Source organism: Vannielia sp. SX4 (assembly GCF_052828525.1).
Genome location: NZ_CM128247.1, coordinates 953,357 through 979,831, shown reverse-complemented (window position 1 = coordinate 979,831; position 26,475 = coordinate 953,357). Strand labels below are relative to the sequence as shown.

The window sequence follows — 26,475 nt, the reverse complement described above, 5'->3', positions numbered from 1 at the left end:
GTGGTCCGCAGGTAACTGTCAATCGCTTCGCGCATCGCCGGGCCAGTTCAGTAGGCTGCGTCGTTGGCTTCGAGCGCGGCTTTGTAGGCTTCGAGAATGGCGTCGGCATCGCCACCCTTGGCGGTGACGCTCTCTTTCCACTCGTCGATGAGCGGCAGGGCCGCCTCGCGCCACGCCGCGACCTCTTCGTCGGTCGGCGTGTTGAAGGTCTGGCCGCTGTCGGCCATCAGCTTGTCGCGCGCGGCCATGTCATCCTCGAGCCAGCCTGCGGCGGTTTTAGAGGACCAATCGGGCGTGCAGTGGTCGTCGATCACAGCCTTGTTCTCGTCGGACAGGCCGTCATAGCTGCCCTGGTTCATCACCATGACCTGAGACGAGAGATAAAAGGGCATGTCGAGGTGGACCGGCACCTCATCGGTCAGCTTGAAGTCGAACATTGCGCCCCAGGGGAATGTCACGGCTTCCGCTGTGCCTTTGGATAGCGCCTCGCGCACTTCGGGGGCGGGCACCTGAACCGGGCCGCCGCCGAGCAACGAGACGAAGCGCGCCATGGTGGCGTGGGCCGGGCGGATGTTCTTGCCTTTGACGTCCTCTGGCGAGGTGATAGTTTCCTGGCTGTGCAGGGCGCCGGGGCCGTGTGGATGGACAAAGCAGACCTTAACGTCGCTCATCTCCGCCCCTGCGCCGTTCTCCATGTACCACTCGTGGATCGCCTTGGCGGCGGCGACACTGTCATCGGCCATGAAGGGAATTTCGGTCAGCGCGTAAATCGGGAACCGTCCGGCGGTGTAGCCGGGGTTCACGTAGGCGATATCGACGATGCCCTGTTGTGCCATGTCGTAGTGATCGGGCGCCTTGCCGAGCTGCTGTGCCGGGAAGATCTGGATGGCGATCCGGCCTTCGGAGGCCTCCTGGACCGACTCGGCCCAAGGATTGATGCCCTTGGTTGCGGGCGCGATGGTCGGCGGCACCCAATGCGACAGGCGCAGCGTGACCTCTTGGGCAACAGCGGCATTCCCCGCGGTGAGCGAAAGGAGAGCGCCGAGCGCAACGGAAACTTTTTTCATGTGATCCTCCCTGAGACACGGCCTCCTTGCCGTATTTGATTGTTGGATATCCAACATTAAGAAGATTCTCAACAGAAACTTTCTTTGGGTGCCGGATACGGGCGGTGTTGCGGAGCGCCCAAGGCGAGTGGGCAACCGGGGCGCACTCTTGTGGTCTCCGGAGCGGTATAATACATCTGCGCTCACGGGTTACCCCCGGTGCCAGCAACGCCGCTACGACGCAGTGCCAGCGACCTCACGAGAAACCGGCTCATGAAGGTTCTGACGCATGGCACGACCCCATATTTTACCCCGCACAACCCTGACGGCACGCGTTGCCGCATTGATACTTGCCGTGGCGCTGGCCGGTCCCGCTATGGCGCAAGAGGCTGGCCGTAGGGTGGTCTCGCTCGGCGGGGCGGTGACCGAGATCGTCTATGCGCTCGGTGAGCAGGACAGGTTGGTGGCACGCGACAGCACCTCGACCTTTCCGTCGGAGGCCATGGCGCTGCCGGATGTGGGCTACATGCGGGCTCTGTCGCCCGAGGGCGTGCTCTCTGTCGCGCCCGACATGATCCTCGCAGAAGAAAGCAGCGGGCCGCAGGAAACGCTGGATGTGCTGGAGGCGGCACAGGTGCCACTTGTTTTGGTGCCTGATGGCTACGACGGCCCGGCGATCCGCCGGAAGATCGAGATCGTGGCTGAGGCACTGGACGTGCCCGAAAAAGGAGAGGCGCTAGCCGCGGAGGTCGAGGCCACGCTGGCGGAGGCCGTGGAAGGTGCGCGACCTGATCAGCCCGTTCGCGTGCTCTTCGTGCTCTCGATGCAGGGCGGACGGATCATGGCGGCGGGACGTGGCAGCTCGGCTGAAGCGATCATCTCTCTGGCCGGGGGCGTGAACGCGCTTGAGGGCTTCAATGGCTACAGTCAGGTTTCCGACGAGGCTGTGCTGGAGGCAGCGCCAGAGGTGATCTTGATGATGGAACGTGGCGGAGACCACGGCGGCGACAGTGCGGATGTGTTGGCGCATCCGGTGCTGGGTCAGACACCGGCGGCCGAGTCCGGCGCAGTGCTCCGTCTGCCCGGGCTGCTGCTGCTCGGCTTCGGCCCACGAACCCCGGAAGCCGTAACCGCCCTGAGCAGCGCGCTGAAGGCCGCGCGGCCCTGAGCCCGGATGGCTGCTCCTGCCCTCTCTGACTGCCCGTCCCCCTTGCGCCGACTGGCTGCAGCTGAAGGCGACCGCCGCCCACGGGCGCGCCTCGCCGCGCTCGCGCTCACCGCACTCCTGCTGACGATCAGCGTCCTCAGCCTTGGCGTTGGGGCGTCGGGCACAAGCCTGCCGGCGGCACTGTGGCAGGCGCTCAACGGAGAAGAAATCGCCCTGCGCGACCGGCTGATCCTGTTCGACATCCGCCTCCCACGGCTGGCGATGGGCATGCTGGTGGGCGCGGCGCTGGCGGTGTCGGGCGCGGTGATGCAGGGGCTCTTCCGCAACCCCTTGGCTGACCCGGGGCTGGTGGGCGTCGGGGCTGGCGCCGGGCTGGGTGCGATCCTCGCGATTGTGCTCGGCGGGCTGCTGCCCTTGGCCCTGCGCGATTGGCTTGGCTACGCGCTGGTACCGGTAGCAGCCTTTGCGGGCGGATGGGTCACAACGCTTTTGCTATACCGCATTGCCACGCGCGAGGGGCGCACCTCGGTTGCCGTGATGTTGCTGGCAGGCATCGCGCTGGCCGCGCTGGCGGGAGCCATCAGCGGCGTGTTGGTCTATATGGCGGACGACAGCCAACTGCGCGACCTTACCTTCTGGGGCCTCGGCTCGCTGGCCGGGGCGACGTGGGGCAAGGTTTTGGTGGCAGGGCCGCTCATCGGGCTGGCCTTGGCGGCAACGCCCTTTCTCGCCCATGCGCTCAATGCGCTCGCATTGGGCGAGGCCCCGGCGGCGCATTTGGGGATATCGGTTCAGAGGATGAAGCGTCTCGCCGTGCTCTCGGTTGCGGCGGCGACCGGCGCCGCTGTGGCGGTTTCGGGCGGCATCGGGTTTATCGGGATCGTGGTGCCGCATCTGCTCAGGCTGGTCATTGGCCCGGATCACCGGCTGCTCCTACCCAATGCCGCACTGCTTGGCGCCTCGCTGCTGCTGGTGGCCGATATGATCTCACGCACCATCATCGCCCCTGCGGAACTGCCAATCGGGATCGTCACCGCCATGATCGGCGGCCCTTTCTTCCTTTGGATCCTGCTGCGCAACCGCGCCGGGCTGGACCTGTGAGACACGGATGTTGAGCGCAACCGATATTCACGTCCGCCTCTCCCGGACACCGGTGCTGAAAGGTGCCTCGCTCACGGCCCGACCCGGCGAGGTTTCGGTAATCGTGGGACCGAACGGTTCGGGCAAGACGACGCTTCTGCGGGCGATCACGCAGGAGGTTGGCTTCGAGGGCGAGATCCGGCTGGACGGGGAAGACTTTACCGCCCTGCCTGGCTGGAAGCTGGCGGCCCGGCGGGCGGTGCTGCCGCAGCACAGCCGCATCGCCTTTCCGTTCACGGTGGCCGAAATCGTGCGCCTTGGGATGACCGCTGCCGCCACACCGCCGCCAAAAGGCCGCGTCGCCGAAGCACTGGAACGGGTCGGCCTCGCGGGCTTTGCCGGGCGGCCCTATGCCGCGCTCTCTGGCGGCGAGCAACAGCGAGTGCAACTGGCTCGCGTGCTGACGCAGGTCTGGGAGCCGGTGGGGCCGGAGGGCGCTCGTTGGCTCCTGCTCGATGAGCCGGTTTCCTCGCTCGACATCGGCCACCAGCTCGAGGTCATGGAATTGCTCGCGAGCTATGCCGCAGAGGGCGGCGGTGTGGTGGCGGTGATGCACGACCTCAACCTGACCGCCATGTACGCCGACCATGTGATGTTAATGGCTGGCGGGTTGATGCAGGCGAGTGGCGCCCCGGCAGACGTTCTGACCGACTCGAACCTGACGCGGGCTTATGGCTGTGCATTGCGGGTCAACACCGCGCCACCTGCCCCCGCAACCTTCCTTTTACCTCACACCGCCCGACCAGCGGGCTGACACTCAAACCAACATCCTCGAAAGGAGAAGTCACATGTATCTGGCAATGAACCGTTTTACCGTGAAGACCGACAACGCGGAGGCCTTCGAGGCGCTCTGGCTCGGGCGCGACACGCACCTCAAGGAGATGGAGGGCTTTCGCGAGTTTCACATGCTGAAGGGGCCAGAGCGGGAAGACGGCACAACCCTCTACGCCTCCCACACGGTGTGGGATAGCGAGGAGACGTTCCGCGCATGGACCCGCTCCGAGCAGTTCAGGGCATCGCACGCCAAGGCGGGTGGACCGGACAAACTGTTTGAGGGCCACCCGCAATTCGAGGGCTTCGCCCCGATCCAGCACATCGGCTGAGACCGCCCTGCCCCAAAAACGAAACCGCCGCGTGCCTTAGCGCGCGGCGGTTCTTTTTGTGCCTTCGGTCCGACTTCAGAACGTGAAGGCAGCCGATACCTCAAGCGAACGACCCGGTTGGGCGAGTTCGTTGGGGTAGATCGTGTACCGCTGGTCAAAGACGTTATCGATGCCCACGCGGAAACTGCTGCCAGCCATTGCCTTACTGCTCGGTGTCCAGGCTGCGTAGAGATCGAGGGTCTGCCAGCTTTCACCCGCAACACCAGTGGCCGGCACGCGGTTTTGTTCGGCGGCAAAGGTGGCGCGGGCGCCGAAGAGCCAGTCTTCATCGGGGCGGTAACCCGCCTCCAGCGTGAGCCTGTCTTGCGGAATGGATGCCAGCGGATCACCGTCATCCCCTTCGCCCCGGGCGATGGAGAGGCCGCCGCCGACGAACCATGCGGCGGTGTCGTAGCGGGCTTCGGCCTCCAGCCCCCAAAGGCGGCCATCGACATTGTCCGAGGTGGTGGTGCCGGCGAAGATATCGACCGTCTGCTCGATGTAGTTCTTCACTTCTGCGTTGTAGAGGCTGACCGAGAAGCTGAGCTTGTCGTCCGCCTGCCGGAAACCGCGCTTTTCGAACCGGGCGCCGACTTCAAACTGAGTGGACTCTTCCGGCTTCAGGTCGGGGTTGGGGACGAAGAAGTTGTCTGGCGGGAAGCCGAATGGATTGCCCGGAAAGTGCAGCCCATCGTTATAAAGTTCGCTCAAAGAGGGCGCGCGATAAGCCCGGGACAGGTTGGCGAAGACCTGCCAATTCTCGTTGGGGCGGTAGCTGATGCCGATGCGGGGCGAGAAGAACTCTTCTTCGACATCGGCGAGCGAAGTGTCGCCGGGCTTTCGGTTGTAGGCATCGTAGCGGGCCCCCGCGATCACGTCGAACTGAGGTGACAGCTCAAAGGTGGCCTCGGCGAAGATCCCGGTTGTCATTGCTTCTGCGGGCGGGAAGGTGGAGCGGGGCGCGCCATCGCGCGTGCCCTCCTGGCTCTCCTTGAAGACCTCAAGCCCGTAGACCACCTCCACCGGCACTCCGAGATCGAGCCGGGAGCGGTTGATGACCTCCAGCCCGAGACTGTCGTAGGTGGTTTCATCGTGGCGCGGGGCGCTCACGCGGTCTTCGGTGATCTTCAGCCGGTCGCCGTAAAAGAGCACGGAGAGGTCCAACGCATCGGAGCCTTCGGGTGCATAGTCCCAGCTGAAGCGGAAGCTTTGCTCATCGGCTTCACGGTTCACCTCCGGGTTGGAACTGGAGGGCGCGCCATTGGCCGAGGCCAGCGTGAGGGCGCTGTCGTGATAGTCGGAGTAGCTGAACTCGAACCGGCTGTCGGCCGAAGGCTCAAAGCCGAGCTTGATCGTGGCATTCTGCTGGTCGAGCTCGGAGAAGGGAATGTCGGCGCCGTCGCCGGAGGTGTAATTGTCGGTGGTGTCGCGGGTGCCCAGGAACATGAGCGCATCCCAGTTACCCCAGTCGGCATAGACAGCGGTGTTGGCCGACCATTGCCCGCCGTTTGTGGAGTAGCCCATGCCGACCCGTGCGCCGATGGTGCGGCCCTCTTCCAGCAGGTCATCGGCATCGACGGTATCAACCGAGATGACCCCGCCCAGTGCGCCGGAGCCGTAGAGCGTGGAGCCGCCGCCGCGCACCACTTCGACGCGTTTGACCAGCGCCGGATCGAGGAAGAAACGCCCGCGGTGACCTTGGTTGAAGTTGAACCGCCCGCCGTCGAAACGCAGCACGATCTGGTCGTCAGTGAACCCGCGAATGTTGGGCTCTAGTGCAATCGCCCGTGGGCCGCCGCCGATGGTAACGCCCGGGACATCACCGATAAGCTCGTTGAAATCGCCAGCCTGCCTGTTGAGCAGATTTTCGGCGTCCACTGCTGTGACGGACACTGGCGTATCGAGGATGAGACGCTCGGCCCGTGCGGCGGATTCCACGTAGATCGGGTCAAGCGTGAAGGCGCTTTGCTGCGCCCATGCAGGAGCCGCGAGTGCCACTGCTGCCGTGGTCGTATAGAGTGAGAATTGGCGCATTTTGTCCCCTTCCGCCATGCGTTGCTCTGTGCAGGCCTGCCGGTAGGGTGGGTTGCGCTGATCGGGCACTAAGAAATCTGATAAAAATTGTCAAGTATACTGATTTATCGGAATCTATCAGATCGACGCGCCGATGCCGCGAGGAGGCTAGAGGTCGGCTTTGGGGCAAGCAGGTATCAGTTACTGGAGTTCACACCGGGAAAGCCCCGCGCCCGAAGATCGGTGCGGCAAACGGGGGCTCAATTCAGTCGCAGCTCCGCAGGTTTTTCGCACTTGCGTCATGCCTCTGATCGACCAGAGTGCGCGGGCGACTGGGATGGCTTGTCAGACTCTGCGTGGGCGCAGCCACGCATTCCGCCTTTCTCGTATCGCGAAAACTGATAGTCATTTTTCTCTGTTATCAAGAAAGATTGCCGGGGTTAGCCTGTCCGAACAGCCAGCATTCCTGGGGAGGAGAGATGCAGCTAACTGACACCGAAAAAGCCATGCGCGACGGTTCAAGCGGCCCCGCGGTGGCCCGCTCGATGGACCTTCTGATCCGCTATGGAGAGGCACTTGGCGCTGAGCGTCTCGTGGAAACGCGCAACGTGGCGGGGGCCTACAATGCCTCTACGCCCTCAGTGCGCAGCCTCGCCGAAGAGGGCTTCGACAGGGTATTCTCCGTACTGAACCTCGATAGTGACGAAGTAGTGGATGTGCCGCGCATGGCGGTTCCGACCTGCCAGCTCATCACCGGGATCGACCTCGACAACCACGAACTGCAAGGCGCCGACCCGGCGCTGGTTGAGATGCAGCGCGCCGGCGAGAAATATCTCGGCAAGCGCGGCGTCAACATGATGTGCACCTGCACGCCCTATCAGGTCGGCAACGTGCCGGTGCAGGGCGAGCATTGCGCCTGGATGGAGAGCTCTGCGGTGATCTACTGCAACTCGGTTCTGGGTGCGCGCACTAATGTAGAAGGCAAGGAAAGCACCGGTGCCGCCGGGCTGACCGGGCGCATCCCCTATTGGGGCTTGCACCGCCCCGAGAACCGCCTTGCCAACCGGCTGATCCGGGTCGAGACCGAGGTGAACGACATGGCCGACTGGGGCGTGCTCGGCTACTTCACCGGCTTCGAAGTGGAGGAGAACAAGCCCGCCTTCGAGGGGCTGACCCACCTGCCGGACCTGATGAAGCTCAAGCACTTCGGCGCCGCCGCCGCCTCCTCGGGTGGGGTGGAGATGTATCACATGCCGGGGATCACTCCCGAAGCGCCAACGATGGACGCGGCCTTTGGCGGCACGGCCCGGCCCGAGGCCATTGTCTTTGGCGAGGCCGAGAAGCGCCGCACCTGGGCGCGCCTTCAAAATGCGACCGACCGCAAGCTCGACTTCGTGATGCTGGGCTGTCCCCACAACTCGATTGAGCAGATGTCGCTGGTGGCCGAGTTGCTTGAAGGGCGGAAGATCCACCCCGACACGGCGCTTTGGGTGCATACCCCCCGCGCCATCCGGCAGATCGCGGATCGCTCCGGCTACACCGACATCATCCGCGCCGCAGGCGGCGAGGTGATGTCGGACACTTGCCCCTCGATCTCGCGGCGGATGCCCGAGGGCGTGCGCGTGATCGCGACCGACAGCGCCAAGCAGGCGCATTACCTGCCCGCCATCGGCAGGGTGCAGGGCTGGTTCGGCTCGGTGCAGCAATGTGTCGACAGCGCCGTGGCAGGTGAATGGCTGGGGGTGGTGCAATGAGCGAGATCGCCGCGCAATCGCGCGTCATCACCCTGAGGGGCCGCAAGGTGGTGGGTGGCAAGGCCCGCGCCGAAGCACTGGTGACCACGCAGACCATTTCGGGCTGGGGCGGGATCAACGAGCGCGACGGCTCGGTGATCGAACTGCACCACGAGCTGAACGGGCAGAGTTTTGCCGGCAAGGTGCTGGTCTTTCCCGGCGCCAAGGGAAGCTCTGGCTGGTCGGCTTATTTTCATATGTGCCGCCTGAACGGCACCGCCCCCGCGGCGATGATCTTTACCCGGATGACCACCAAGATCGCACTCGGCGCGGTGGTGACACGGGTGCCCACGGTAACGGATCTCGATGGTGACCCATTCGAGTTGATCGAAAGCGGTGATCTCGTGGAAGTCGATGCCGACGCCGGGACCGTGACCATCACCAAGCCGCCGGGCTGAGGGAAATGACCGGACCGGCGCACCTGGGAGGGTGTCGCGCCGGACCTACCGGAAGAAAGGGGCAGACCCGCCCCGACCAACAAGGAGGAGACCAAACAGATGTTGAAACGCGCAACCCACCTGCTGGCAGGTGCCGCTCTTGCTATGGGGCTGACCACCGCAAGCGCCTCTGCACAGGACTACGAATGGCCCGATTACTTTTCGGTCATTACCCCCATTGTGGGCACCGCCAACCACTCGCTCGCCGTGGCCTGGACTGCCGAGTTCTCGGCCCAAACCGCCAGTCGCGCCCGTGTGCTGCCCGCCCCCAACGGCTATGCCCGTGCAGAGTGGCTGAGCACCGGCGAGGGGCTGGTCGCGATGATGCAGGCCAGCGACTACTTTGACCTGATGGATGCCAACGAGGGCTATGCCACCACGAGCGGCGGGCCTTCGGATAGCCGTGTGGCGGTGATGAACATGATCACTCCCTGGGGCTACATGGTGCGCGGTGACAGCGAGATCGAGAGCTTTGAGGATATCGGCCCCGGCACGCGCATCGCCTTTTCGCCGTCCTCCTCCTTCCTCGTGGCGGGCGTGGATGCGCTGCTGGCCTACCGTGGCCTGAGCCGGGATGACGTGGAGTTGGTCGAGGTGGGCAACTACGGCGCCAACACGCGGATTACCGTGGAAGGCCGCGCCGATGTGACCTTCACCTCACCACTCTCCGGCACCAGCTATGAGGCCGAGGCCAACCCGCAGGGCATTCGCTGGCTGCCGCTGCCCAAGCGGGAGGACAACCCGGAAGCCTTTGACCGCTACCGCGCAATCCAGCCGGGCTACGTGCCGGCCACGATCACTTCGGGTGTGCCCACTTCGCAGGGGCTGAACATGGATCATGCCTTTCAGGCCAACCACGTAATGGCCGATGGCGACGAAGAGTTCGTCTACCAATTGTCCAAGTGGCTCGACGAGCACCATGGCGACTTCGAGAAGGACTTCACCCACGCCAAGATGATGTCGATGGCGAGCCTCGAGAACTTCCTGAACGTGGGCGCGCTTCAGCCGGTGCACGACGGCGCCATTCGCTACCTGAAGGAAAAGGGCGTCTGGACCGACGCGCATCAGGCCCGTCAGGACAAGTTGGTGGCCCTTGCCGAGGACCGGGTTGCGCTCTGGCAGGAAGCGCTGGCTGAGGCGCAGGAGAAGGGCATCGACGTATCGCCCGACAGCGCCGAGTTTACCGAGCTCTGGACTGCCAAGCGCGAGGCCGCGAGCGGCGGCAAGACCTATGGCGAGATGGTTCTCTCGATCGAGTGAACCCTCACCTACCGCCCGCATTCCCCCAGAGATGCGGGCGGCGAAATCTCCCATCCAACTCACCGGCCATTGCGCCGAAGGGCCAGACATGAGCACCGACCAGACACCCCAGAGCAGCGCTCTTACAAATGAGGCCGAAGCGGCCGCCGCCGCAGCCGCCGTGCCGCAGAGCTTTCGCGATCAGGCCGAAGAACGCTGGCTCTCGATGCCGCGCTGGGTTCGCGCTCTGGTGCTGGCGATGTCGGCCAGCGGTGTCGCACTCTCGGTGGCTTACATCTTCGCCATCGTCCCGATGCTGGACCTGACCTATTACTTCCTGCTGATGGCCGCGTTCCTGCCTGTCGTCTACCTGCTGCTCCCTGCATGGACGAGCGAAGACCGGGTGACATGGGCTAGCTACCTGCCGGCCATCGCGATTTGCGGCCTCACACTCTTCATGGCCTACCAGGCCCGCGGCCTCGTGTTTGGCACTTGGGTGCCGGTCAAGGAGACTTGGCAACTGGTGGTGGCCTCGGCCATCTTCCTGCTGATCCTCGAAGCCGCGCGGCGCTCCGGCGGATACATCTTCCTCGTCATCGTCATCGCGCTGGCGCTCTACCCTGTCTACGCCTTCTATATGCCCGGCATCCTCTGGGGCCCGCCGACGTCGCTTTCGCGCACCATCGCTTTCAACGTTTTCTCCGGTGACGCGATGCTGGGCGTGGTGACGCGGGTGGTGGGCGAGCTGATCATCGGCTTCCTGATCCTCGCTGCCCTGATGGTGGCGACCGGCGCGGCAGACTTCTTCCTCAACCTTGCCATGGCGCTGATGGGCACATCGCGGGGTGGGGCAGCCAAGGTGAGCGTGCTGGCCTCGGGCTTCTTCGGCTCGCTCTCGGGCTCGATCTTCGGCAACGTGGTCTCGACCGGCTCGGTGACGATCCCGAGCATGAAGAAGGCGGGCTTTCCAGGTCATTACGCCGGCGCGCTGGAGGCCTGTGCCTCGACTGGGGGCATGCTGATGCCGCCGGTGATGGGCGCGGTGGCCTTTATCATGGCCGATTTCACCAACACCGAATATCGGGTGATCGTGCTGGCCGCGCTGATCCCCTCGCTGCTCTACTACTTCGGCCTCTACTGCCACGTTGATGGATTTGCCGCGCGCAATGGGCTGAAGGGTCTGAAGCGGGCCGACCTGCCCCGGGTCGCCGCGGTGCTCAAGGACGGTTGGCCGTTCCTCGTCGTGCTCGCCTTCCTCGTCTGGGGGCTCGTCTTTATGCGCTGGGAGCGGCTGACGCCCTTCTATGCCTCGGCCCTGCTGCTGGTGCTGACCACGCTGCACCCGCGCCTGCGTATCCGGCTGAACCGCATTCCCGAACTGTTCTACCAGATCACCAAGCTGCTGAGCCAAACAATGGGTCTGCTTCTGCCCACCAGCTTTATCCTCGGCGGGCTCATGGCTACCGGCGTGGCCCCGGTGATTGCCGCCAGCCTTGTGCGGATGGGTGGCGACGGCCTCGTGCCGGTGCTGGCCATCGGGATCGGCGTTTGCCTGATCTTCGGGATGCTGGGCATGATCGTGGCCGCCTACCTTATGCTGGCGCTCACCCTCGCCCCGGCGCTGGAGCAGATCGCGGGCCTCAACACCCTCGCGATCCACCTCTTCATCGCCTATTACGCCTCGCTCGCCGCGATCACCCCTCCGGTGGCGCTGGCCGCCTTCCTCGCCTCGCGGATCTCCGACAGCGACCCGATAAAAACCAGCGTCCACGCCGCGCGGCTCGGCATCGTGCTCTATTTCGTGCCGATCTTCTTTCTGTTCGAGCCGGCGCTGATCCTTCAGGGGCCATTCTACCTGACGGTCATCTGGACCGCGTTGAACATCCTCGCCGTCATCACCATCGCAGCCGCCTCCGAGGGCTACGTGCCCTGGCGTGGCAGGCTGGCGGGATGGGCGCGATGGCCCCTCTTTGGCTGCGGGCTGATCATCGGCTTCCCCGAATGGTCCAGCACCGCCATCGGCCTCGCCCTCGCCGCCGCGCTGGTGATGCTGGGCAGCCGGGCGGAGGCGCGGGACGCCCCCGCCAGCGCAACCTGACACACAGGCGGGTCAACCACCCGCATCACCAACAACAGCATTTCAACGGAGTCTATACGCATGTCTTACGGTCGCCCGATTAACCCCGCCACGACGGTGGTGCGCCACACCGGCGAAACCCTGCACCGCGAGCTGGAGGTGGACCTCTGCGTGATCGGCGCGGGTATCTCCGGCACCACCACGGCGCTGGAAGCCGCGAAACTGGGCAAGAAGGTGGCCATCGTCGACGGCCTCCCCGCGCTCGGCGGGCAGGCGGTGAACTCGATCATCGGCACTTTCTGTGGCCTCTACCAGAACGGCACCCACGGCCACCGCTACACCTTCGGTATCGCCGATGAGATGCTGGCCTATCTCGAGGCCAACGACGCTTGCTACTACCGCCATGGCCCGATGACGACCGTAGTGCATTACAACGAGGTCGCCCTGTCTCGCTGGGTCGAGACTTCGCTCGACAAGGCGGGCGTGACCCCCATCACCGGCGCCATCCTGCGCGAAGTCGAGCGCGACGGGCGGCGGATCACCGCGGCCAAACTGGTCACCCGCTACGGAGACGTGACGGTACGCGCCGAGGGCTTTGCCGATTGCTCGGGCGATGCAGCGCTGGCTTATCTTGCCGGGCTGGAGTGCCGCGAGCCGGATGAGAAAGTTTATGGCACCCAGCAATGCGTGGTCGAGGGGCTGAACACCGAGGTCGAGCCGCCGGAGCGCGACGAACTCTCCGAGCGGATCGCGCAGAAGGCCAAGGACTACGGGCTGCTGCGCCACGGCGGCATCGCCTTCTACTTCCCCGGCAAGGATGTGGCGGTGCTGAACATGACCCATATGGAAACCCCGCTCGACCCGCTGGAGGCCTCGAAGATGGGACAGTTCGGCAAGGAGCAGGTGGACCGGGGGATCGAGCTTTTGAAGGCCGAGTATCCCGATTTCTTCGGCAACATCCGGGTGCGCAGCTATGGCTTCCCGGGCATTCGCCAGACCCGCTGGATCAAGGGCGCGCATCATCTCGTCGTGGATGAGGTGGTGGGCCAGAAGAAGTTCGACGATGCCATCGGTCGCACTGCATGGCCGATCGAGCTGCACAATGCGCCCGAGGGCTTCGTGTGGAACACCTTCGACGAGAACCACACCCACTACATCCCCTTCGGATCGATGATCTGCCCAGAGGCCGACAACCTCGTCGCCGTGGGCCGCTGCATCGACGGTGATCCGGCTGCACTCAGTTCGGTCCGGGTGATGGGTCCCTGCATGGCGCAGGGCATGGCCGCTGCCCAAGCGCTGGACCTCGCTGGCTCCGGCTCCGTTCACCAACTCGACATGGCCGCGTTGCAAGCCCGGCTTTCCGACAACCTGACCCGCACCGACGGTGTGGCCCCGTAAGATGTGATGAGAGGAGACTGACCATGGACACCAGACAGATCGAAAACGGCTTTGGCGTGGAGATCACCGGCGGGCTCGACGTGCTCGCACCGCTCAGCCCCGCGCAGGTTGCCGAGCTTGATGCGCTTATGGACGAGCATTCCGTCGTGCTCATTCGCAACCAGCCGATGACGACGGATCAGCAATTGGCTTTCACCCGCCAGTTTGGCCCGCTGGACCAAGGCTTCAAGAAGGTCACGGCCAAATGGAACACCAATACGCAGGTCACCCAAGCCGAGGTCGGCGACATCTCGAACATCGGCAAGGATGGCAAGCCGGTACCGCGCACCGACAAACGGGTGTTGAACAACATCGCCAACCAGATGTGGCATTCCGACAGCTCGTTCCAGAAGCCGGCGGCGAAGTACTCAATGCTGCACTCGGTGCGGAACCCCAGCTGGGGCGGCGATACGGAGTTCACCGATCTGAAGGCTGCTTATGACGCGCTGGACGACCGGATGAAGGACTTTCTCGACGGGAAAGAGGCAGAGCACTACGCGCTTCATTCGCGCTTCTTGCTGGGCGACGACAGCTACACCGAGGAGCAGAAAGCCGCGATCGATCCCGCTTGGTGGCCCATCGTGCGGGTGAACCCTGCGACCGGGCGCAAGCACCTCTTCATCGGCGTCCATGCCCGCCAGATCGACGGTTTGACCGTTCCCGAGGGGCGGATGATGCTGGCCGACCTCTTGGAGCACGCCACCCAGCAGCAGTTCATCTACCGCCACAAATGGCAGACCGGCGATACGGTGATCTGGGACAATCGCGCAACGCTGCATCGCGGCCGCCACTTTGACCTCGACGAGCCCCGCGAGTTGCGCCGGACCACCACGCTGGACGATCAGGCGCCCGAGCTTTCGCTCGCGTCCTGACGCATGACCGCGGCGGGGCGCTCTGCCCCGCCGCGACGCGCCACATCAAAGCCGCGGCACCGGCTCCGTCTCCCAAGGCGCCGCCTCGAACTCATTTTTCAGAAACTCCAGAAGCGCGGCCACCTCGGGACGGTGCAGTTTGTTGTTGGGCACCATCGCCTTGAACCAGAGCTGTGTGACCGGAAAATCGGGGATCACCTCAACCAACCGCCCCTCCGCCAGATCCTCCTGCACCAGAAAACCGGGCGCGATGCAGATGCCGAGGTGATGCAGGGCGGCGAAGTGCAGCAGCCGCGAGTCGTTGACGGTGAAGACCGGGTTCACCGTGACGGAAATCGGCCCGCCCTCGCTCTCGAAAAACCATGTCATCCCGGCGGCCACGTAGATGATGCATCGGTGCTCCACCAGATCTCCCGGCGTTTTAGGGGAGCCATGCTCTGCTAGGTATTCGGGCGTGGCCACCAGCACGCGCGGATAATAGCAGAGCGGTGTTTCATGCACGCTGGCAAAGCTCTGCGGCAGGCCGCCGAGGGCGATGTCGAAACCCTCTTCGAGCGGATTCACCGCGCGGTCGATCAGCATCAGCTCGGTGGTGATCGCGGGGTTCTGCGCCATGAAGCGGGCAATGGAGCGCCCGGCAAAGAGCGTGCCCAGCGTGGTGGGCGCCTTGATCCGCACATGTCCGGCGAGGCCGGTTTCGGGCGGGGCGGCGCCTTCGAGCGCATCGTCGAGCTGGCTCACCAGCATTTGCAGACGGGGGCGCAGGCGGTCAGCCTCGGAGGTCATGACCAGCGCGCGGGTGGAGCGGACGAAGAGCCGGTTGCCGATGTGGTCCTCCAGCCGACCAACCCGCTTGGTGACGACCGAGGGGGCCACGCCGATTTCACGCGCTGCGGCCGAAAAGCTGCCGGTGCGGGCGGTGGCGAGGAATGCTTTGATGTCGACCAGAAGTGTCATGGCAGTGCGTTATTCGCTCAGCCCTTGGATGCCCGGGCCTGAGACCTGGCCTGCATGAATTTCCCTGCGAACATTGCGCTGGCCCCTCCCCCGGCCCAGCAATCTTGGCCCGGGAGAGCGCCTTGTTCCAGCGCTTTATGGCGGCCGCGCCTTGTCGGGCAGACAGGGTTCAGCGCCCGAAGCCCGCCGCTGTGGGCAGCCATGTGGCGAGGCCGGGGAAGGCCACCAGTAGAGCCAGCCCGCCAAGCATCAGCGCAACAAAGGGCGCCGCGCCACGCACGATGGTCCCCAGTGAGGCGTTGGTGATTCCCTTGATCACGAAGAGGTTCATCCCCACCGGCGGGGTTATCATCGCCAATTCGAGGTTGATCATCAGCAGGACCCCATACCAGATCGGGTCGATCTGGAGCGCGATCATGGTTGGGAGCAGGATCGGTGTGGTGATGAGGATGATCGCGATGCTCTCTAGGAACATGCCGAGTACGAAGATCAGCGCCATCACCACGAGGATGAAGCCGATGGGGCCAAGGCCCATGGCCGTAACGCTCTCGGTCACCCCCACCGGCAGCCTCACAAGCGTGATCGCATGAGCAAACATCGCCGCGCCCGCGATGATCATGAAAACCATCATCGACGTCCGCATGGTGGCATAAGCGCAGTGCCAGAGGTCGCGCAGACCGAAATTGCGGTAAACCAGCACCGCGACAAGCAGTGCATAGAGCGAGCCTGCGGCGGCAGCTTCGGAGGCAGTGAAGACGCCAAAGTAAATGCCCCCCATCACCACCGGCGGGGCCAGCAGTGCCCAAACCGAGCGGCGCAGCGCGGCGGTTGCCTTGCTCCAGCCGGCCCAGTCGGGCGCGTCAACTCCGCTGCGGCGGCGGGCCTGCACCATGCACCAGCCAGAGAACATCAGCGCCAGCAAAAGCCCCGGGATGATGCCTGCGAGGAACAGCCCCCCAATCGAGGCCTCGGAGACGATGGCATAAAGGATCATTGGCCCGGAGGGCGGGATTAGGATGCCCAGCGTGCCGCCAGCAGCGACCACGCCCAGCGCGTCGCGCTCGGCATAGCCGAACTTCTGCATTTGTGGGATGGCGCTGGAACCGATGGAGAGCGCGGTGGCGACGGAAGAACCGGAGATGGCCGCAAAGATCGTGCAGGCCATGACCGTCGCCACGCCGAGGCCGCCTTTGATGTGGCCAATTAGGGTGTGGGCGAAACTATATAAATCGTCGATCACCTTGGCGCGGATCATCACCTGCGCCATGAAGACGAAGAGCGGTATCGTCGCCAGAACCGGCTTGTTGAGATGGGTGTAAACGGCGTCACCAACCCCATCCATATCGCCCTCGACCAGCAGCAGGATGGCGCTGGCCGTCAACCCTAGTGCGGCGAAGATCGGGATGCCGGAGAGAAGCAGCAGGATCAGCCCGGCGAAAACGAGGGCGAGGGTCATGAGAGTGGCCTCAATGTGCGGTACAGGCCAAGCGCGGCGGCGAGAAACAGCAGGCCCGCGCCCAGCACCACTGGCACTTGGGGGATCCACGTTTCGATTTCGATATAGCCAACCGAGTACGAGCCGAAGCTGCGGGCGAAGGCGATGCTGTCCCAAATCGAATGGCCGACGATGTAGGCGAAGGCCATGACGGCCAGATGTGCCAGAACCGCTTGAGCACGGGCCATACGCGGACCAAGCCGTGATGTCGCGAGATCGATCGCGATGTGATCCCCTCGGCGCAGCGCCTCGGCCGCGCCCAGCATCACCAGAGCCACCAGCAGGTAGCCGATCATCTCATCATTCCATTGCAGAGGCGCATCGAGCAGGTAGCGGCGGACCACGGCCACCACGATTTGGCAGAAGACGTAGAGGATGAGCAGGGTGGAGAGAGCGCCGCAGAGACGCACCAGCCCGGTCACGATCCGGTCGGGAAAGAGGGGAGAGGGAGCGGCTGGCGCTCCCTCCTTTTCAGTGTCGTGCATCGCGCGGCGCGATCACATTTTGCCGAGAAGTTCGAGCAGCTTGGCGCTGTCGGCATCGCCCTCGCCAAAGGCCTTGTCGAAGGCCGGACGCATGACCGCTTCCAGCGCCGCGTTCTCTTCCGGCGTGGCGATATGCACGGTCACACCCTTCTCGCGGAGTTGCTCGGGCCCGGCGGCACCAGCCTCTACAGAGGCTTCGATAGCCCAGCCGGAGGCCTTCAGCCCGGCCTCCCGCAGTGCCTCTTTCGATTTTTCGGAGAGACCATCGTAGAACTCGGGGTTCAAGTAGCCGTGAAGGTAGGCCGAAAGCACGGGCACCACGGTGAAGGCATCCTGCACCTCGTAATACTTGCGTGACACCGCTGCGGCCACGTCGGTGATGGCGCCGTCGATCACGCCGGTGGCGAGCGCCTGGTACACCTCGGAGCCGGGCATCGCGGTTGGGGTCGCGCCGAGGGCGACGAAAGAGGCGTCGAAGGGCGGGGTCAGGCCGCGGAACTTGAGGCCGTCAAAATCCTCCGGGGCTACCAGCGGCTCTCCGTTGGTAGTGAAGACGGAGGTGTTGGTCTGGAACATCCAGACGACGTTCTTTACGCCCTTCTCAAGCAGTTTCTCTTCGAGGAAGGCGGCAGCCTCGCTCTCCGGCCATTTCTTCCAGATCTCGATGTCACCAAAGGCGAAGGGGGCGACGGTAACGTTCATGATCGGCAGGGTCTTGCCCCACTGGAAGTTCAGCGAAAAGGCGCATTCGATGTCGCCCTTAGCCGTGGCGACGATGTTCTCGCGGGCGCCCACGAGGCTGTCGGCCCCGAAGATCTGCACGTCGATCTCGCCTTCGGAGAGGGTTTCGACCTCTTCGGCCCAACGGTCGACGACCTTGGCGATGTGGTGCGCGGGCGGCAGCTGGTGGCTGCAGCGCATCTCGGTGGCGGCTTGCGCAGCAGGGGCCGCGAGCATGGCTGCGCCGAGTGCAGCGGTTGCGATGTATTTCATTTAGTTTTCCTCCCTGGGGTTCGGTCAGGCCGTCGCCTGCCAATTTGCGTTCTTCGGCGGGCCCGCGCGGTGCAGGGCGCCATGAAACTCCTCGCCCGGCATCGCCTCCTCTGCGATGGCCCGGGCGGGTTTGAGGGCCTCAAGGTCGATCCCGGTGCGAAAGCCCATGGATTCGGCCAGAAAGACCACGTCTTCGAATACGACATTGCCGGTGGCGCCGGGCGCGAAAGGACAGCCCCCCAGCCCGCCGAGCGAAGCGTCCACCACCCGCGCGCCATTGTCCAGCGCCGCCGCTGTGTTGGCGATACCCATGCCACGGGTGTCATGCAGGTGGATGATGAACGGGCGACCCGCGCAGAGCTTTTCCATCTGTGCGCAGAGCTGGCCGACCGCTGTTGGCCCGGCGTAGCCCACCGTATCAGCCAAGCCGACGATATCGGCCCCGGCCACAAGGCAGGCATCTGCGAGACGGATCACCTCGCTGGGGTCCACGTTGCCGGAGATGGAGCAACCGAAGGCCATGGCGATTCCTGCATTGACTAGCTTGCGGGGTGCTTCGGCATCGCGCAGCGCTGCTACCTTGCCGACCAGCTCCACCGCAGCTGCGCGGGACCGGCGCATGTTGGCTTCGGAGTGCTCCTCGGTGGCGGAGACAACGCAGACCATCTCGCGGATCGCCGTTGCGATTGCGGTCTCTGCGCCGCGTTCGTTGAGCGTGAGCCCGGCGGAATGCAGGTTCAGCGCTTCGCTTGCCTCGATCATCTGCGGGATGTCGGCGAATTGCGGAAAGCGGCCGGCGGGGAGGAAGGAGCCGACCTCGTAATGCCGAACCCCTGCGTCCGCCTCGGCCTTTAGCCAAGCCCGCTTGGCCTCGGGCGAGGGCAACGACTTGGCAAGTTGCAGCCCGTCGCGCAGGCCAACCTCGCGCAGAGTCACGCGATCTGCGGGGTAAATGACCTCAAGGCTCATGCTGTCGCTTCCATGCCGCTGGCGGCCGCGATTTCGGCGTCGCTCAGGCCCGCCGCGGCAAGCACGGCGCGGGTATCATCGCCGATCCCGGCGATATCGAGCGAGTCGCCATGCAGCGGCGTTCCGTCAATCTCGAAGGGCATGATCGGCGCCCGGTAGCTCTGGCCCTCGGGCAGCCGCGAGGTGAAGAGGCCGCCGGGGCGAGTGACGTGAGGGTCGTCATACATTTCCGCCGGGCGGTGGATCGGGGAGAAGGGGATACCTGCGGGCTCGAATGCCGCGAGCAGATCATCGAAGCCACGGGCGCGGACGGCCTCGGCCACGATAGGGATGGTCCAGTCGCGCGCCTCTATTTGATCCATCCGCTTCTGTAGGCGAGGGTCTTCGCGCAGGGTGTCGAGCCCGAGGATGTTGCACAGTGTCACCCACTGGCCCTCGGTGACAGCCCCAATGAAGATCTGGCGGGCATCGGCGGTCTCGAAGATGTCGTAGACCGGCCAAGAGAACTCGCGCTCGGGCATCGGCGGGGCCTCGCGGCCCTCAATGTCGAACTGAACCATGTGTTGCGCGACAAGGAAGAGGCAGTTCTCGAAGAGCCCGGTGCGCAGGGTGCGGCCCTTGCCGTCTTTCCCGCGCTGGAGCAGGGCGGCGAGCACGGCAAAGGCACCGAAAAGGCCACCCATGATGTCATTTGCAGAGGAGCCGATGCGCAACGGACGGCCAGTGGGGCCAGTCATGTAGGCCATGCCGGTCATCATCTGCACCACTTCGTCCATCGCGGTGCGGTTCTCGTAGGGGCCTTTGAGGAACCCCTTCAGGGACGAGACGATCAGCTCAGGGTATTTTTTGCGCAGAACGTCCGGCGCGAATCCCATCTTGGCTAGCGATTGATCACGGAAATTCTCGACAAACACATCGGCCCCGGCAAGCAGTTTGTGTAGCGCAGCAAGGCCCGCCTCTGACTTGAGGTCGAGAGTGATGCTCTTCTTGCCGCGATTGAAGGTGGGGTAAAAGCCCCGCCCCATGCCTGTGAGCGCACGCGTCTTGTCGCCCTCGGGCGGCTCGACCTTGATGACTTCAGCCCCGAGCAAGCCAAGGAACATGCCACAAGATGGCCCCATGATCATATGGGTCATCTCAACAACGCGCAGCCCGGCGAGCGGCCTCAGGTCTTCGGTCATTACAATCCTCCCAACTCGAAGGATAGCAACGGCAACGAGAACGGAATATTATAATGTTTCGACAAAACCTTTCTGGAAACCAGAATGCTCGATACGCGTCAGCTTCAGTACTTCGCCGCCATCTGCGAGCACGGCTCACTTTCTCGGGCCTCCTCAAACCTCAATGTCGCCGCCTCCGCGCTGAGCCATCACCTTGCTCAACTCGAAGTGCGCTTCGGCCAACCGCTTTTTTTGCGAAAGCCGCGTGGCATGGAGCCGACAGCAGCCGGGCGTCGGCTGCATGAGCACGCGCGAGCGATCCTTCGGGCGGTCACATCGGCGGAGGCGGATATGGCGGATCAGGAGGGCAAAATCTCGGGGCCAGTCTCGGTTGGGATGTCGTATTCGGCGGTCAAGGCGATCGGCGTGCCATTTATCAGCCAGGTGGTGCGAGATTATCCGGCGGTGCAACTGGCGCTGACCGAGAGCCTCTCGGGTGTTGCCTTGCCAACGCTGATGGCCGCCGAAGTTGATATGGCGCTCATCTACAACCCGCCGACCGACACGATGTTCGACTCCGTGCCAGTGCTGGAGGAGCCCCTCGTTTGCGTAGGGCGGCCCGAGATCATCGGCGACACCGACGAGCCGATCCGTTTTGAAGAGGTGCTCGGCCTGCCGATCATACTGCTGCGGCAGGGAATTTCTGCCCGGGCCATTCTGGATGACACAGTTCTGCTGAAGAAGATCGAGGCCCGCGCGGTTCTTCAGATGAACTCGGTGCAGGCCATCGCCGGGTCGCTGGTGGCCGGGCTGGGCTGCGTGATCGGCACCAAGCTCTTCATGCAGGATGAACTTGACCGAGGGACCATCATCGCCCGGCCGATCATCGAGCCCGAACTTTCCCGCACGCTGCACCTCACTCGCCTTGCCTCACGGCCGCCGACCTATGCCTCCGAAGCGATCCGCGACCTACTGCTGAGCCACGCACGCGAGGCAGTTCACTCCGGCGTCTGGGATGCCCAGATCGTGGAGCGTGGCTAAGCCCCAACCGGGCAGCACCGCGTCTGGCGATACACCCTACTCTGCAGCCTGCTTCAGCCCGGCCATCAGGTGGTGGAACTTCTCGCCCTGCACTGCCACATGGGCCCGCAGGGCTTCGGCAGCCTCATCGGCGGCACCACGCTGCAGCGCCTCTACGATGGCCTCGTGCTCGCTCATCGACTGACGCAACCGCCCACGAAGGCGGAGTTGCATCCGGCGGAATGGCATGAGGCGCTTGTGCAGCCGCAGGCATTCACCCTCCAGAAAACCGTTGCCCGACTGCCGATACAGGATTGCGTGAAAGCGCTCATTCTCGTGGTAGTAGCCATCATGGTCAGCGGCCTCGACGGCGGCCAGACAGCGGGCATTGGTGGCGCGCATGTCGTCGAGGGCTTCGTCGGTGATACGGGCCGCCGCCAGCCTGGCGCAGGTGGCCTCCAACTCTGCCATGACCTCAAACATCTCGATCAGTTCCACCGGGCCAGGCTGGCGCACGAAGGTGCCGCGATGCGGGATGTGCTCGACCAACCCCGAGAGCGCGAGGCGGTGAAAGGCTTCACGGAGAGGCGTGCGGGAGACCGCGAAACGGTCAGCGAGTTGCACCTCGTCCAGCCGTTCTCCCGGGGTGAACACACCACCGAGGATCAGACCCTCCAGTTCTTCGGCAATGTTGTCTGAACGTTTCCTCTCCATGCCTCCACTCTAGCGCCAAAAGTTGCCCACAAGAAGTGGAAAATTGTATACAAAATAGTTGACCCTGAAAACAATGGATGCAAGGCTTTGCGTCGGAGGAGTCCATAAGGACCGAAAACCCAGGGAGGAAACCATGAAGTACACCGCATTCGCGGCGGCCGCCGCGCTGTTTGCCGGAACCATTGCCGCTGACGCCAAAGAGCTGCGGCTCTCGCACCAGTGGTCAGAGGGCGACGTGCGCCACAAGGTGGCCCAGATGGTGGCCGACGATGTTGCCGCCGCCGGTGTCGATCTCGAGATCAAGATTTTTCCCAGCCAATCGCTGTTCAAGGCGCGCGAGCAATACAAGCCGTTGAGCCGCGGGCAGGTCGACATGATCGTGTTCCCGCTCTCCTATGCAGGCGGGCTGCGCAATGCCTACAACCTCACCCTCATGCCCGGCCTCGTCAAAAACCACGACCATGCCGCGCGAATGAACGACAGCGAGTTCATGGGCGAGATCGAAAAGATCATGGCCGAGGATGACGTGATGGTGCTGGTCCACGGCTACCTTGCAGGTGGTTTTGCCGGCAAGGACAGCTGCATCACCGGCCCCGAAGACGTGCAGGGCATGCAGACACGCGCCGCTGGAAAGGCATTCGAGCAGATGCTTGCCGGTGCCGGCGCCTCGATTGCCTCGATGAGCTCCGCCGAAATCTACAACGCCATGCAGACGGGCGTTCTGGATGCGGCCAACACCTCATCGTCGAGCTTTGTCAGCTACCGCATCTATGAGCAGGCCAAGTGCTTCACCCCTGTGGGCGACTACGCGCTTTGGTTCATGTACCAGCCGCTGATGATGAACAAATCCGTCTACGACGACCTGACGGACGAGCAGCGTGCCGCGCTGGATGCCGCCGCCGAGAAAGCGCAGGCCTTCTACCTTGAAGAGGCCAAGCGCGAAGACGGAGAGGCCCGCGACACCTTCGAGAAGAACGGCGTCGAAATTTCGGAGATGACCGAAGAGCAGTTCAAGGCCTGGCAGGCGATTGCCCAGGAGACCTCGTACAAGGCCTTCAAAGAGGGCTCGGAGCAGGACCAGAAGCTGCTCGACCTCGCGCTCTCCGTCGAGTGATGCCTATTGCGTCCCGGCGGCATGCCTGCCGGGACGCCCCTTGCTGAAAGATTTCCCGATGTCCGGCTCTGCCCATCCCACTCCCGCCGCACGCCACGGCGGCAATCCCCTGCTGCGGGCCATTGGCGCGCTCAGCCGGGTGTGCGGCGTCCTCGCCGCGCTGCTGATCGTCGCTGCCGTCGCGATCACCTGCCAGATGATCTTCATCCGCTGGGTGCTGAACGGCTCCACGATCTGGCAGACCGAAGGCGTGACCTACATCGTCATCGCCGCCACCATGCTCGGCCTGCCCTATGTGCAACTGCTGCGCGGCCACGTGAACGTGGACCTGCTGCCGCTGATGCTGCCCCCCGCTGCCCGCAAGGCGCTGGCGATCTTCGTTCAACTGCTGACGCTGGCGGTGATCGGGATGATGCTGTTTTACGGCTATGAGTTCTGGCACGAGGCCTGGGATTGGGGTGAAACCTCGAACTCCCCTTGGAACCCACGGCTCTGGGTTCCCTACCTCGCCCTGCCGGTGGGCTTCGGGCTTTACGCCTGCCAGGTGGCCGCCGATCTCTGGGCCTTGCTGGCTGGCTACGATACACCTTTCGGGCTCGATCCTGATGTAGGCCTCACCGACGGACGGGAGGGCCACTGATGGATCCGCTCATTCTTGGCGCGCTGGTCGCCGTCTTCACCATCCTCGTTCTCTTCTCTGGCATCTCCGTTGGCGCGGGCCTGCTGGTCGTATCGGCTGGCTTCCTGATCGTCTTCGACGGGATGCGCTCGCTCTCGCTTCTGCCCGAAATCTTCTTCGGCAAGCTCGACAACTTCGCCCTGCTCTCGATCCCGATGTTCATCATCATGGGCGCGGCAATAAGCTCGACCCGCGCGGGGGCCGATCTCTACGAAGCGCTGGAGCGCTGGCTGACCCGGGTGCCCGGCGGCCTCGTGATCTCCAACCTTGGGGCCTGCGCGCTCTTTGCGGCCATGTCGGGTAGCTCGCCCGCCACTTGCGCGGCCATCGGCAAGATGGGCATCCCGGAGATGCGCAAGCGCGGCTACCCCGATGGCGTCGCGGCGGGCTCCATTGCAGCGGGCGGCACGCTGGGCATCCTCATTCCGCCTTCCGTCACCATGATCGTCTATGGGATCGCGACCGAAACCTCGATCGGCCGCCTGTTTCTTGCCGGTGTACTGCCGGGTCTGATGCTGGTGATGCTCTTCATGGCTTGGTCGCTCTATTCCACCTGGAAGTCGGGCGACACCAACCTGCTCTCCGGCGCGCGCTACTCGTGGCGACAGCGTTTGGAAATCCTGCCCCGCGTGGTGCCTTTCATCCTCATCATTCTCGGCGTGCTCTACGCACTCTATGGCGGGGTGGCGACACCTTCGGAAACTGCAGCGGTTGGCGCCCTGCTTTGCCTCATGGTCGCGGTGATCATCTACCGGCTGTGGAACCCGAATGACCTTTGGGTGGTGCTGCGCGACAGCACCCGCGAGAGCGTGATGATCCTCTTCATCATTGCCGCTGCGGGCGTCTTCAGCTACATGCTTTCATCGCTCTTCATCACCCAATCCATCGCCAACTGGATCGGAACGTTGGAAGCCAACCGCTGGGTGTTGATGGGGGCTATCAACCTCTTCCTGCTGGTAGCGGGCTTCTTCCTGCCGCCGGTCGCGGTGATTTTGATGGCTGCACCGATCCTGCTGCCGATCATCACAACCGCCGGGTTCGACCCCATCTGGTTTGCCGTGGTGCTGACCATCAACATGGAGATCGGCCTGATCTCGCCGCCCGTGGGCCTCAACCTCTATGTCATCAACGGCATCGCGCCCGACATCCGGTTGCAGACCATCCTCAAAGGCTCCCTGCCATTTGTCGCCTGCATGGTTCTGGCCATCGTGCTGCTCTGCCTCTTCCCCGGCCTCGCCACATGGTTGCCGGACGCGGTGATGGGGCCAGAGCTATGACCCTGCTGGCCGATCTGCTCTCGACCGTCTTCGAGCGCCGGGTGCGGTCCGATGCGGCCGCCCGGCTTGGTGACCGAAGCTTGGAAGAGCTGGCGCGGGACCTTATTGGCAGTTCCGGCGAAATGTCGGGCCTCGCGCTGGCCCGCGCGATGCTCGACCGTTACGCTGCATTGGAGGACGAGGCGAAGCTTGCCTTCTTCCACTTCCTCGCGGGCGCGCTGGGGGTCGATCAGGCAGCAGTGCGGGCGGCGCTGGAGGCTCTCGGCGAAGGCCAGACCAAGGCCAGCTACCGCGCCTTCATGGCGGCGTCGGAACCTCCGCGCCAAGAACTGATCCGGCGGCTGAACCAAGTGCCCGGGGCCACTGGTGCGTTGGTTCAGATGCGGGCCGACCTGCTGCGGCTGGGCCACGGCGATGAAGCGCTGATGGCGCTCGACCTCGACTTTCGCCACCTCTTCGCTAGCTGGTTCAACCGGGGCTTCCTGGTGCTGCGCCCGATCTCATGGGAGACCTCGGCGCAGGTGCTGGAGAAGATCACCGCCTACGAGGCGGTGCACGCCATCCACTCCTGGGCCGATCTGCGGCGCAGGCTGGAGCCGACCGATCGGCGCTGCTTTGCTTTCTTTCACCCTGCCATGCCTTCGGAGCCGCTGATCTTTGTCGAAGTTGCGCTGACGCAGGGCATCCCCGGATCGGTGCAGGCTCTGCTGGCCGAGGGGCGCCCTGCCCTTCCCGAGGCCGAAGCCGACACGGCGGTGTTCTACTCCATCTCCAACTGCCAGGCCGGGCTCGCGGGCATCTCCTTTGGCAACTCGCTGATCAAGCAGGTGGCCTCCGACCTTTCTGCCGAAGTGCCGGGGCTTTCGACCTTTGTCACCCTCTCCCCCATTCCCGGCCTTGCGGGCTGGATGGAGGAGCAGGAGCTTGAGCCCGGCGACGATACCCGCCTGCGCCAGCTCGCCGCTTATTACCTCACACGAGCCAAGGGCCGGGGTGACGCGCCGCGCGACCCGGTTGCGCGCTTTCACTTGGGCAATGGGGCGCAGGTCCACATGCTTCACACTAGGGCTGACACATCGGAGAAGGGCAACGCGCAATCACACGGCGTGATGGTGAACTACCTCTACGACCTCTCCCGCGTGACCCAAAACCATGAGCGCTTTGCCGAGGGCGGCGAGATTGCGGCCTCCGCAGAGGTACGGGCGCTCGCCCAAGCGGCCGACAAGACACTGACTCAGGAGTAACGCC

At 64.1% G+C, this 26,475-nt stretch carries 24 protein-coding genes; 15 read left to right on the top strand and 9 right to left on the bottom strand.

Going from position 1 to position 26,475, the window contains the following annotated elements; translation table 11 throughout:
- Window positions 1-47: 47 nt before the first annotated feature.
- A complete protein-coding gene (locus ACUXVX_RS04880; RefSeq protein WP_446310616.1) occupies window positions 48-1,067 on the bottom strand; it encodes a TRAP transporter substrate-binding protein in 1,020 nt (339 codons plus the stop codon).
- A 268-nt stretch (window positions 1,068-1,335) separates the two neighbouring features.
- Between ACUXVX_RS04880 and ACUXVX_RS04875 the strand changes: the two genes are divergently transcribed.
- Genes ACUXVX_RS04875 through ACUXVX_RS04860 form a run of 4 tightly spaced genes read left to right on the top strand, consistent with a single transcriptional unit; the run spans window position 1,336 to window position 4,457 of the window.
- Window positions 1,336-2,214, top strand: coding sequence for a heme/hemin ABC transporter substrate-binding protein (locus ACUXVX_RS04875; protein WP_446310615.1), 879 nt, complete (start codon window positions 1,336-1,338; stop codon window positions 2,212-2,214).
- A 6-nt stretch (window positions 2,215-2,220) separates the two neighbouring features.
- A complete protein-coding gene (locus tag ACUXVX_RS04870) occupies window positions 2,221-3,315 on the top strand; it encodes a FecCD family ABC transporter permease (protein ID WP_446310614.1) in 1,095 nt (364 codons plus the stop codon).
- A 7-nt stretch (window positions 3,316-3,322) separates the two neighbouring features.
- The gene (locus ACUXVX_RS04865) at window positions 3,323-4,108 is read left to right on the top strand and encodes a heme ABC transporter ATP-binding protein (protein WP_446310613.1); all 786 of its coding nucleotides are present in this window, start codon (window positions 3,323-3,325) and stop codon (window positions 4,106-4,108) included.
- A gap of 34 nt (window positions 4,109-4,142) precedes the next feature.
- On the top strand, window positions 4,143-4,457 hold the full coding sequence (locus ACUXVX_RS04860) for an antibiotic biosynthesis monooxygenase family protein (RefSeq protein ID WP_446310612.1): 315 nt from the start codon (window positions 4,143-4,145) through the stop codon (window positions 4,455-4,457).
- A gap of 75 nt (window positions 4,458-4,532) precedes the next feature.
- Here the strand turns inward: ACUXVX_RS04860 and ACUXVX_RS04855 are convergent, their stop codons facing one another.
- A complete protein-coding gene (locus tag ACUXVX_RS04855) occupies window positions 4,533-6,530 on the bottom strand; it encodes a TonB-dependent hemoglobin/transferrin/lactoferrin family receptor (protein ID WP_446310611.1) in 1,998 nt (665 codons plus the stop codon).
- A gap of 458 nt (window positions 6,531-6,988) precedes the next feature.
- On the opposite strand from ACUXVX_RS04855, the gene ACUXVX_RS04850 reads away from it, so the two are divergent.
- The 6 genes from ACUXVX_RS04850 (at window position 6,989) to ACUXVX_RS04825 (ending at window position 14,364) form a co-directional block, all read left to right on the top strand.
- Window positions 6,989-8,263 (top strand): aconitase X, encoded by a 1,275-nt coding sequence (locus ACUXVX_RS04850; protein ID WP_446310610.1) that lies wholly within the window; start codon window positions 6,989-6,991, stop codon window positions 8,261-8,263.
- A complete protein-coding gene (locus ACUXVX_RS04845) occupies window positions 8,260-8,700 on the top strand; it encodes an aconitase X swivel domain-containing protein (RefSeq protein ID WP_222495704.1) in 441 nt (146 codons plus the stop codon). The genes ACUXVX_RS04850 and ACUXVX_RS04845 overlap by 4 nt, the downstream gene beginning before the upstream one ends.
- 99 nt (window positions 8,701-8,799) lie before the next feature.
- Window positions 8,800-9,999, top strand: coding sequence for a TAXI family TRAP transporter solute-binding subunit (locus ACUXVX_RS04840; RefSeq protein ID WP_446310609.1), 1,200 nt, complete (start codon window positions 8,800-8,802; stop codon window positions 9,997-9,999).
- Between the two features lie 88 nt (window positions 10,000-10,087).
- Window positions 10,088-12,076, top strand: a complete 1,989-nt coding sequence (locus ACUXVX_RS04835; RefSeq protein ID WP_446310608.1) for a TRAP transporter permease — start codon at window positions 10,088-10,090, stop codon at window positions 12,074-12,076.
- 60 nt (window positions 12,077-12,136) lie between these two features.
- Window positions 12,137-13,453: an FAD-dependent oxidoreductase gene (locus ACUXVX_RS04830; RefSeq protein ID WP_446310607.1), complete on the top strand. Its 1,317-nt coding sequence runs from the start codon at window positions 12,137-12,139 to the stop codon at window positions 13,451-13,453.
- Window positions 13,454-13,476: 23 nt separating this feature from the next.
- Window positions 13,477-14,364 (top strand): TauD/TfdA dioxygenase family protein, encoded by an 888-nt coding sequence (locus ACUXVX_RS04825; protein ID WP_446310606.1) that lies wholly within the window; start codon window positions 13,477-13,479, stop codon window positions 14,362-14,364.
- A 45-nt stretch (window positions 14,365-14,409) separates the two neighbouring features.
- Here the strand turns inward: ACUXVX_RS04825 and ACUXVX_RS04820 are convergent, their stop codons facing one another.
- The 6 genes from ACUXVX_RS04820 to ACUXVX_RS04795 all read right to left on the bottom strand — a co-directional run bounded on the left by ACUXVX_RS04820 (window position 14,410) and on the right by ACUXVX_RS04795 (window position 20,444).
- Window positions 14,410-15,321, bottom strand: a complete 912-nt coding sequence (locus tag ACUXVX_RS04820) for a LysR family transcriptional regulator (protein WP_446310605.1) — start codon at window positions 15,319-15,321, stop codon at window positions 14,410-14,412.
- 169 nt (window positions 15,322-15,490) lie between these two features.
- Entirely contained in the window at window positions 15,491-16,777 is a 1,287-nt protein-coding gene (locus ACUXVX_RS04815) for a TRAP transporter large permease (RefSeq protein ID WP_446310604.1), read from the bottom strand.
- On the bottom strand, window positions 16,774-17,301 hold the full coding sequence (locus tag ACUXVX_RS04810) for a TRAP transporter small permease (RefSeq protein ID WP_446310603.1): 528 nt from the start codon (window positions 17,299-17,301) through the stop codon (window positions 16,774-16,776). Before ACUXVX_RS04810 ends, ACUXVX_RS04815 begins: the two co-directional genes overlap by 4 nt.
- 12 nt (window positions 17,302-17,313) lie before the next feature.
- A complete protein-coding gene (gene dctP / locus ACUXVX_RS04805; protein ID WP_446310602.1) occupies window positions 17,314-18,294 on the bottom strand; it encodes a TRAP transporter substrate-binding protein DctP in 981 nt (326 codons plus the stop codon).
- 24 nt (window positions 18,295-18,318) lie between these two features.
- A complete protein-coding gene (locus ACUXVX_RS04800) occupies window positions 18,319-19,263 on the bottom strand; it encodes a hydroxymethylglutaryl-CoA lyase (RefSeq protein WP_446310601.1) in 945 nt (314 codons plus the stop codon).
- On the bottom strand, window positions 19,260-20,444 hold the full coding sequence (locus ACUXVX_RS04795; protein WP_446310600.1) for a CaiB/BaiF CoA transferase family protein: 1,185 nt from the start codon (window positions 20,442-20,444) through the stop codon (window positions 19,260-19,262). Before ACUXVX_RS04795 ends, ACUXVX_RS04800 begins: the two co-directional genes overlap by 4 nt.
- An 84-nt stretch (window positions 20,445-20,528) precedes the next feature.
- On the opposite strand from ACUXVX_RS04795, the gene ACUXVX_RS04790 reads away from it, so the two are divergent.
- Window positions 20,529-21,464, top strand: coding sequence for a LysR family transcriptional regulator (locus ACUXVX_RS04790; protein ID WP_446310599.1), 936 nt, complete (start codon window positions 20,529-20,531; stop codon window positions 21,462-21,464).
- Window positions 21,465-21,500: 36 nt separating this feature from the next.
- Here ACUXVX_RS04790 and ACUXVX_RS04785 read toward each other — a convergent pair whose 3' ends face one another.
- On the bottom strand, window positions 21,501-22,157 hold the full coding sequence (locus ACUXVX_RS04785; protein ID WP_446310598.1) for a GntR family transcriptional regulator: 657 nt from the start codon (window positions 22,155-22,157) through the stop codon (window positions 21,501-21,503).
- Between the two features lie 133 nt (window positions 22,158-22,290).
- Here ACUXVX_RS04785 and dctP (ACUXVX_RS04780) point away from each other — a divergent pair, with 133 nt between their 5' ends.
- From dctP (ACUXVX_RS04780) to ACUXVX_RS04765, 4 genes are read left to right on the top strand one after another with little or no spacing between them, the layout of a single operon-like run.
- Complete coding sequence (dctP, locus tag ACUXVX_RS04780; RefSeq protein ID WP_446310597.1) at window positions 22,291-23,271, top strand: TRAP transporter substrate-binding protein DctP; 981 nt, start codon at window positions 22,291-22,293, stop codon at window positions 23,269-23,271.
- A gap of 58 nt (window positions 23,272-23,329) precedes the next feature.
- The gene (locus tag ACUXVX_RS04775) at window positions 23,330-23,911 is read left to right on the top strand and encodes a TRAP transporter small permease (RefSeq protein WP_222495718.1); all 582 of its coding nucleotides are present in this window, start codon (window positions 23,330-23,332) and stop codon (window positions 23,909-23,911) included.
- On the top strand, window positions 23,911-25,227 hold the full coding sequence (locus ACUXVX_RS04770) for a TRAP transporter large permease (RefSeq protein WP_222470641.1): 1,317 nt from the start codon (window positions 23,911-23,913) through the stop codon (window positions 25,225-25,227). Before ACUXVX_RS04775 ends, ACUXVX_RS04770 begins: the two co-directional genes overlap by 1 nt.
- The gene (locus tag ACUXVX_RS04765; protein ID WP_446310596.1) at window positions 25,224-26,471 is read left to right on the top strand and encodes a malonyl-CoA decarboxylase; all 1,248 of its coding nucleotides are present in this window, start codon (window positions 25,224-25,226) and stop codon (window positions 26,469-26,471) included. The genes ACUXVX_RS04770 and ACUXVX_RS04765 overlap by 4 nt, the downstream gene beginning before the upstream one ends.
- Window positions 26,472-26,475: the final 4 nt, after the last annotated feature.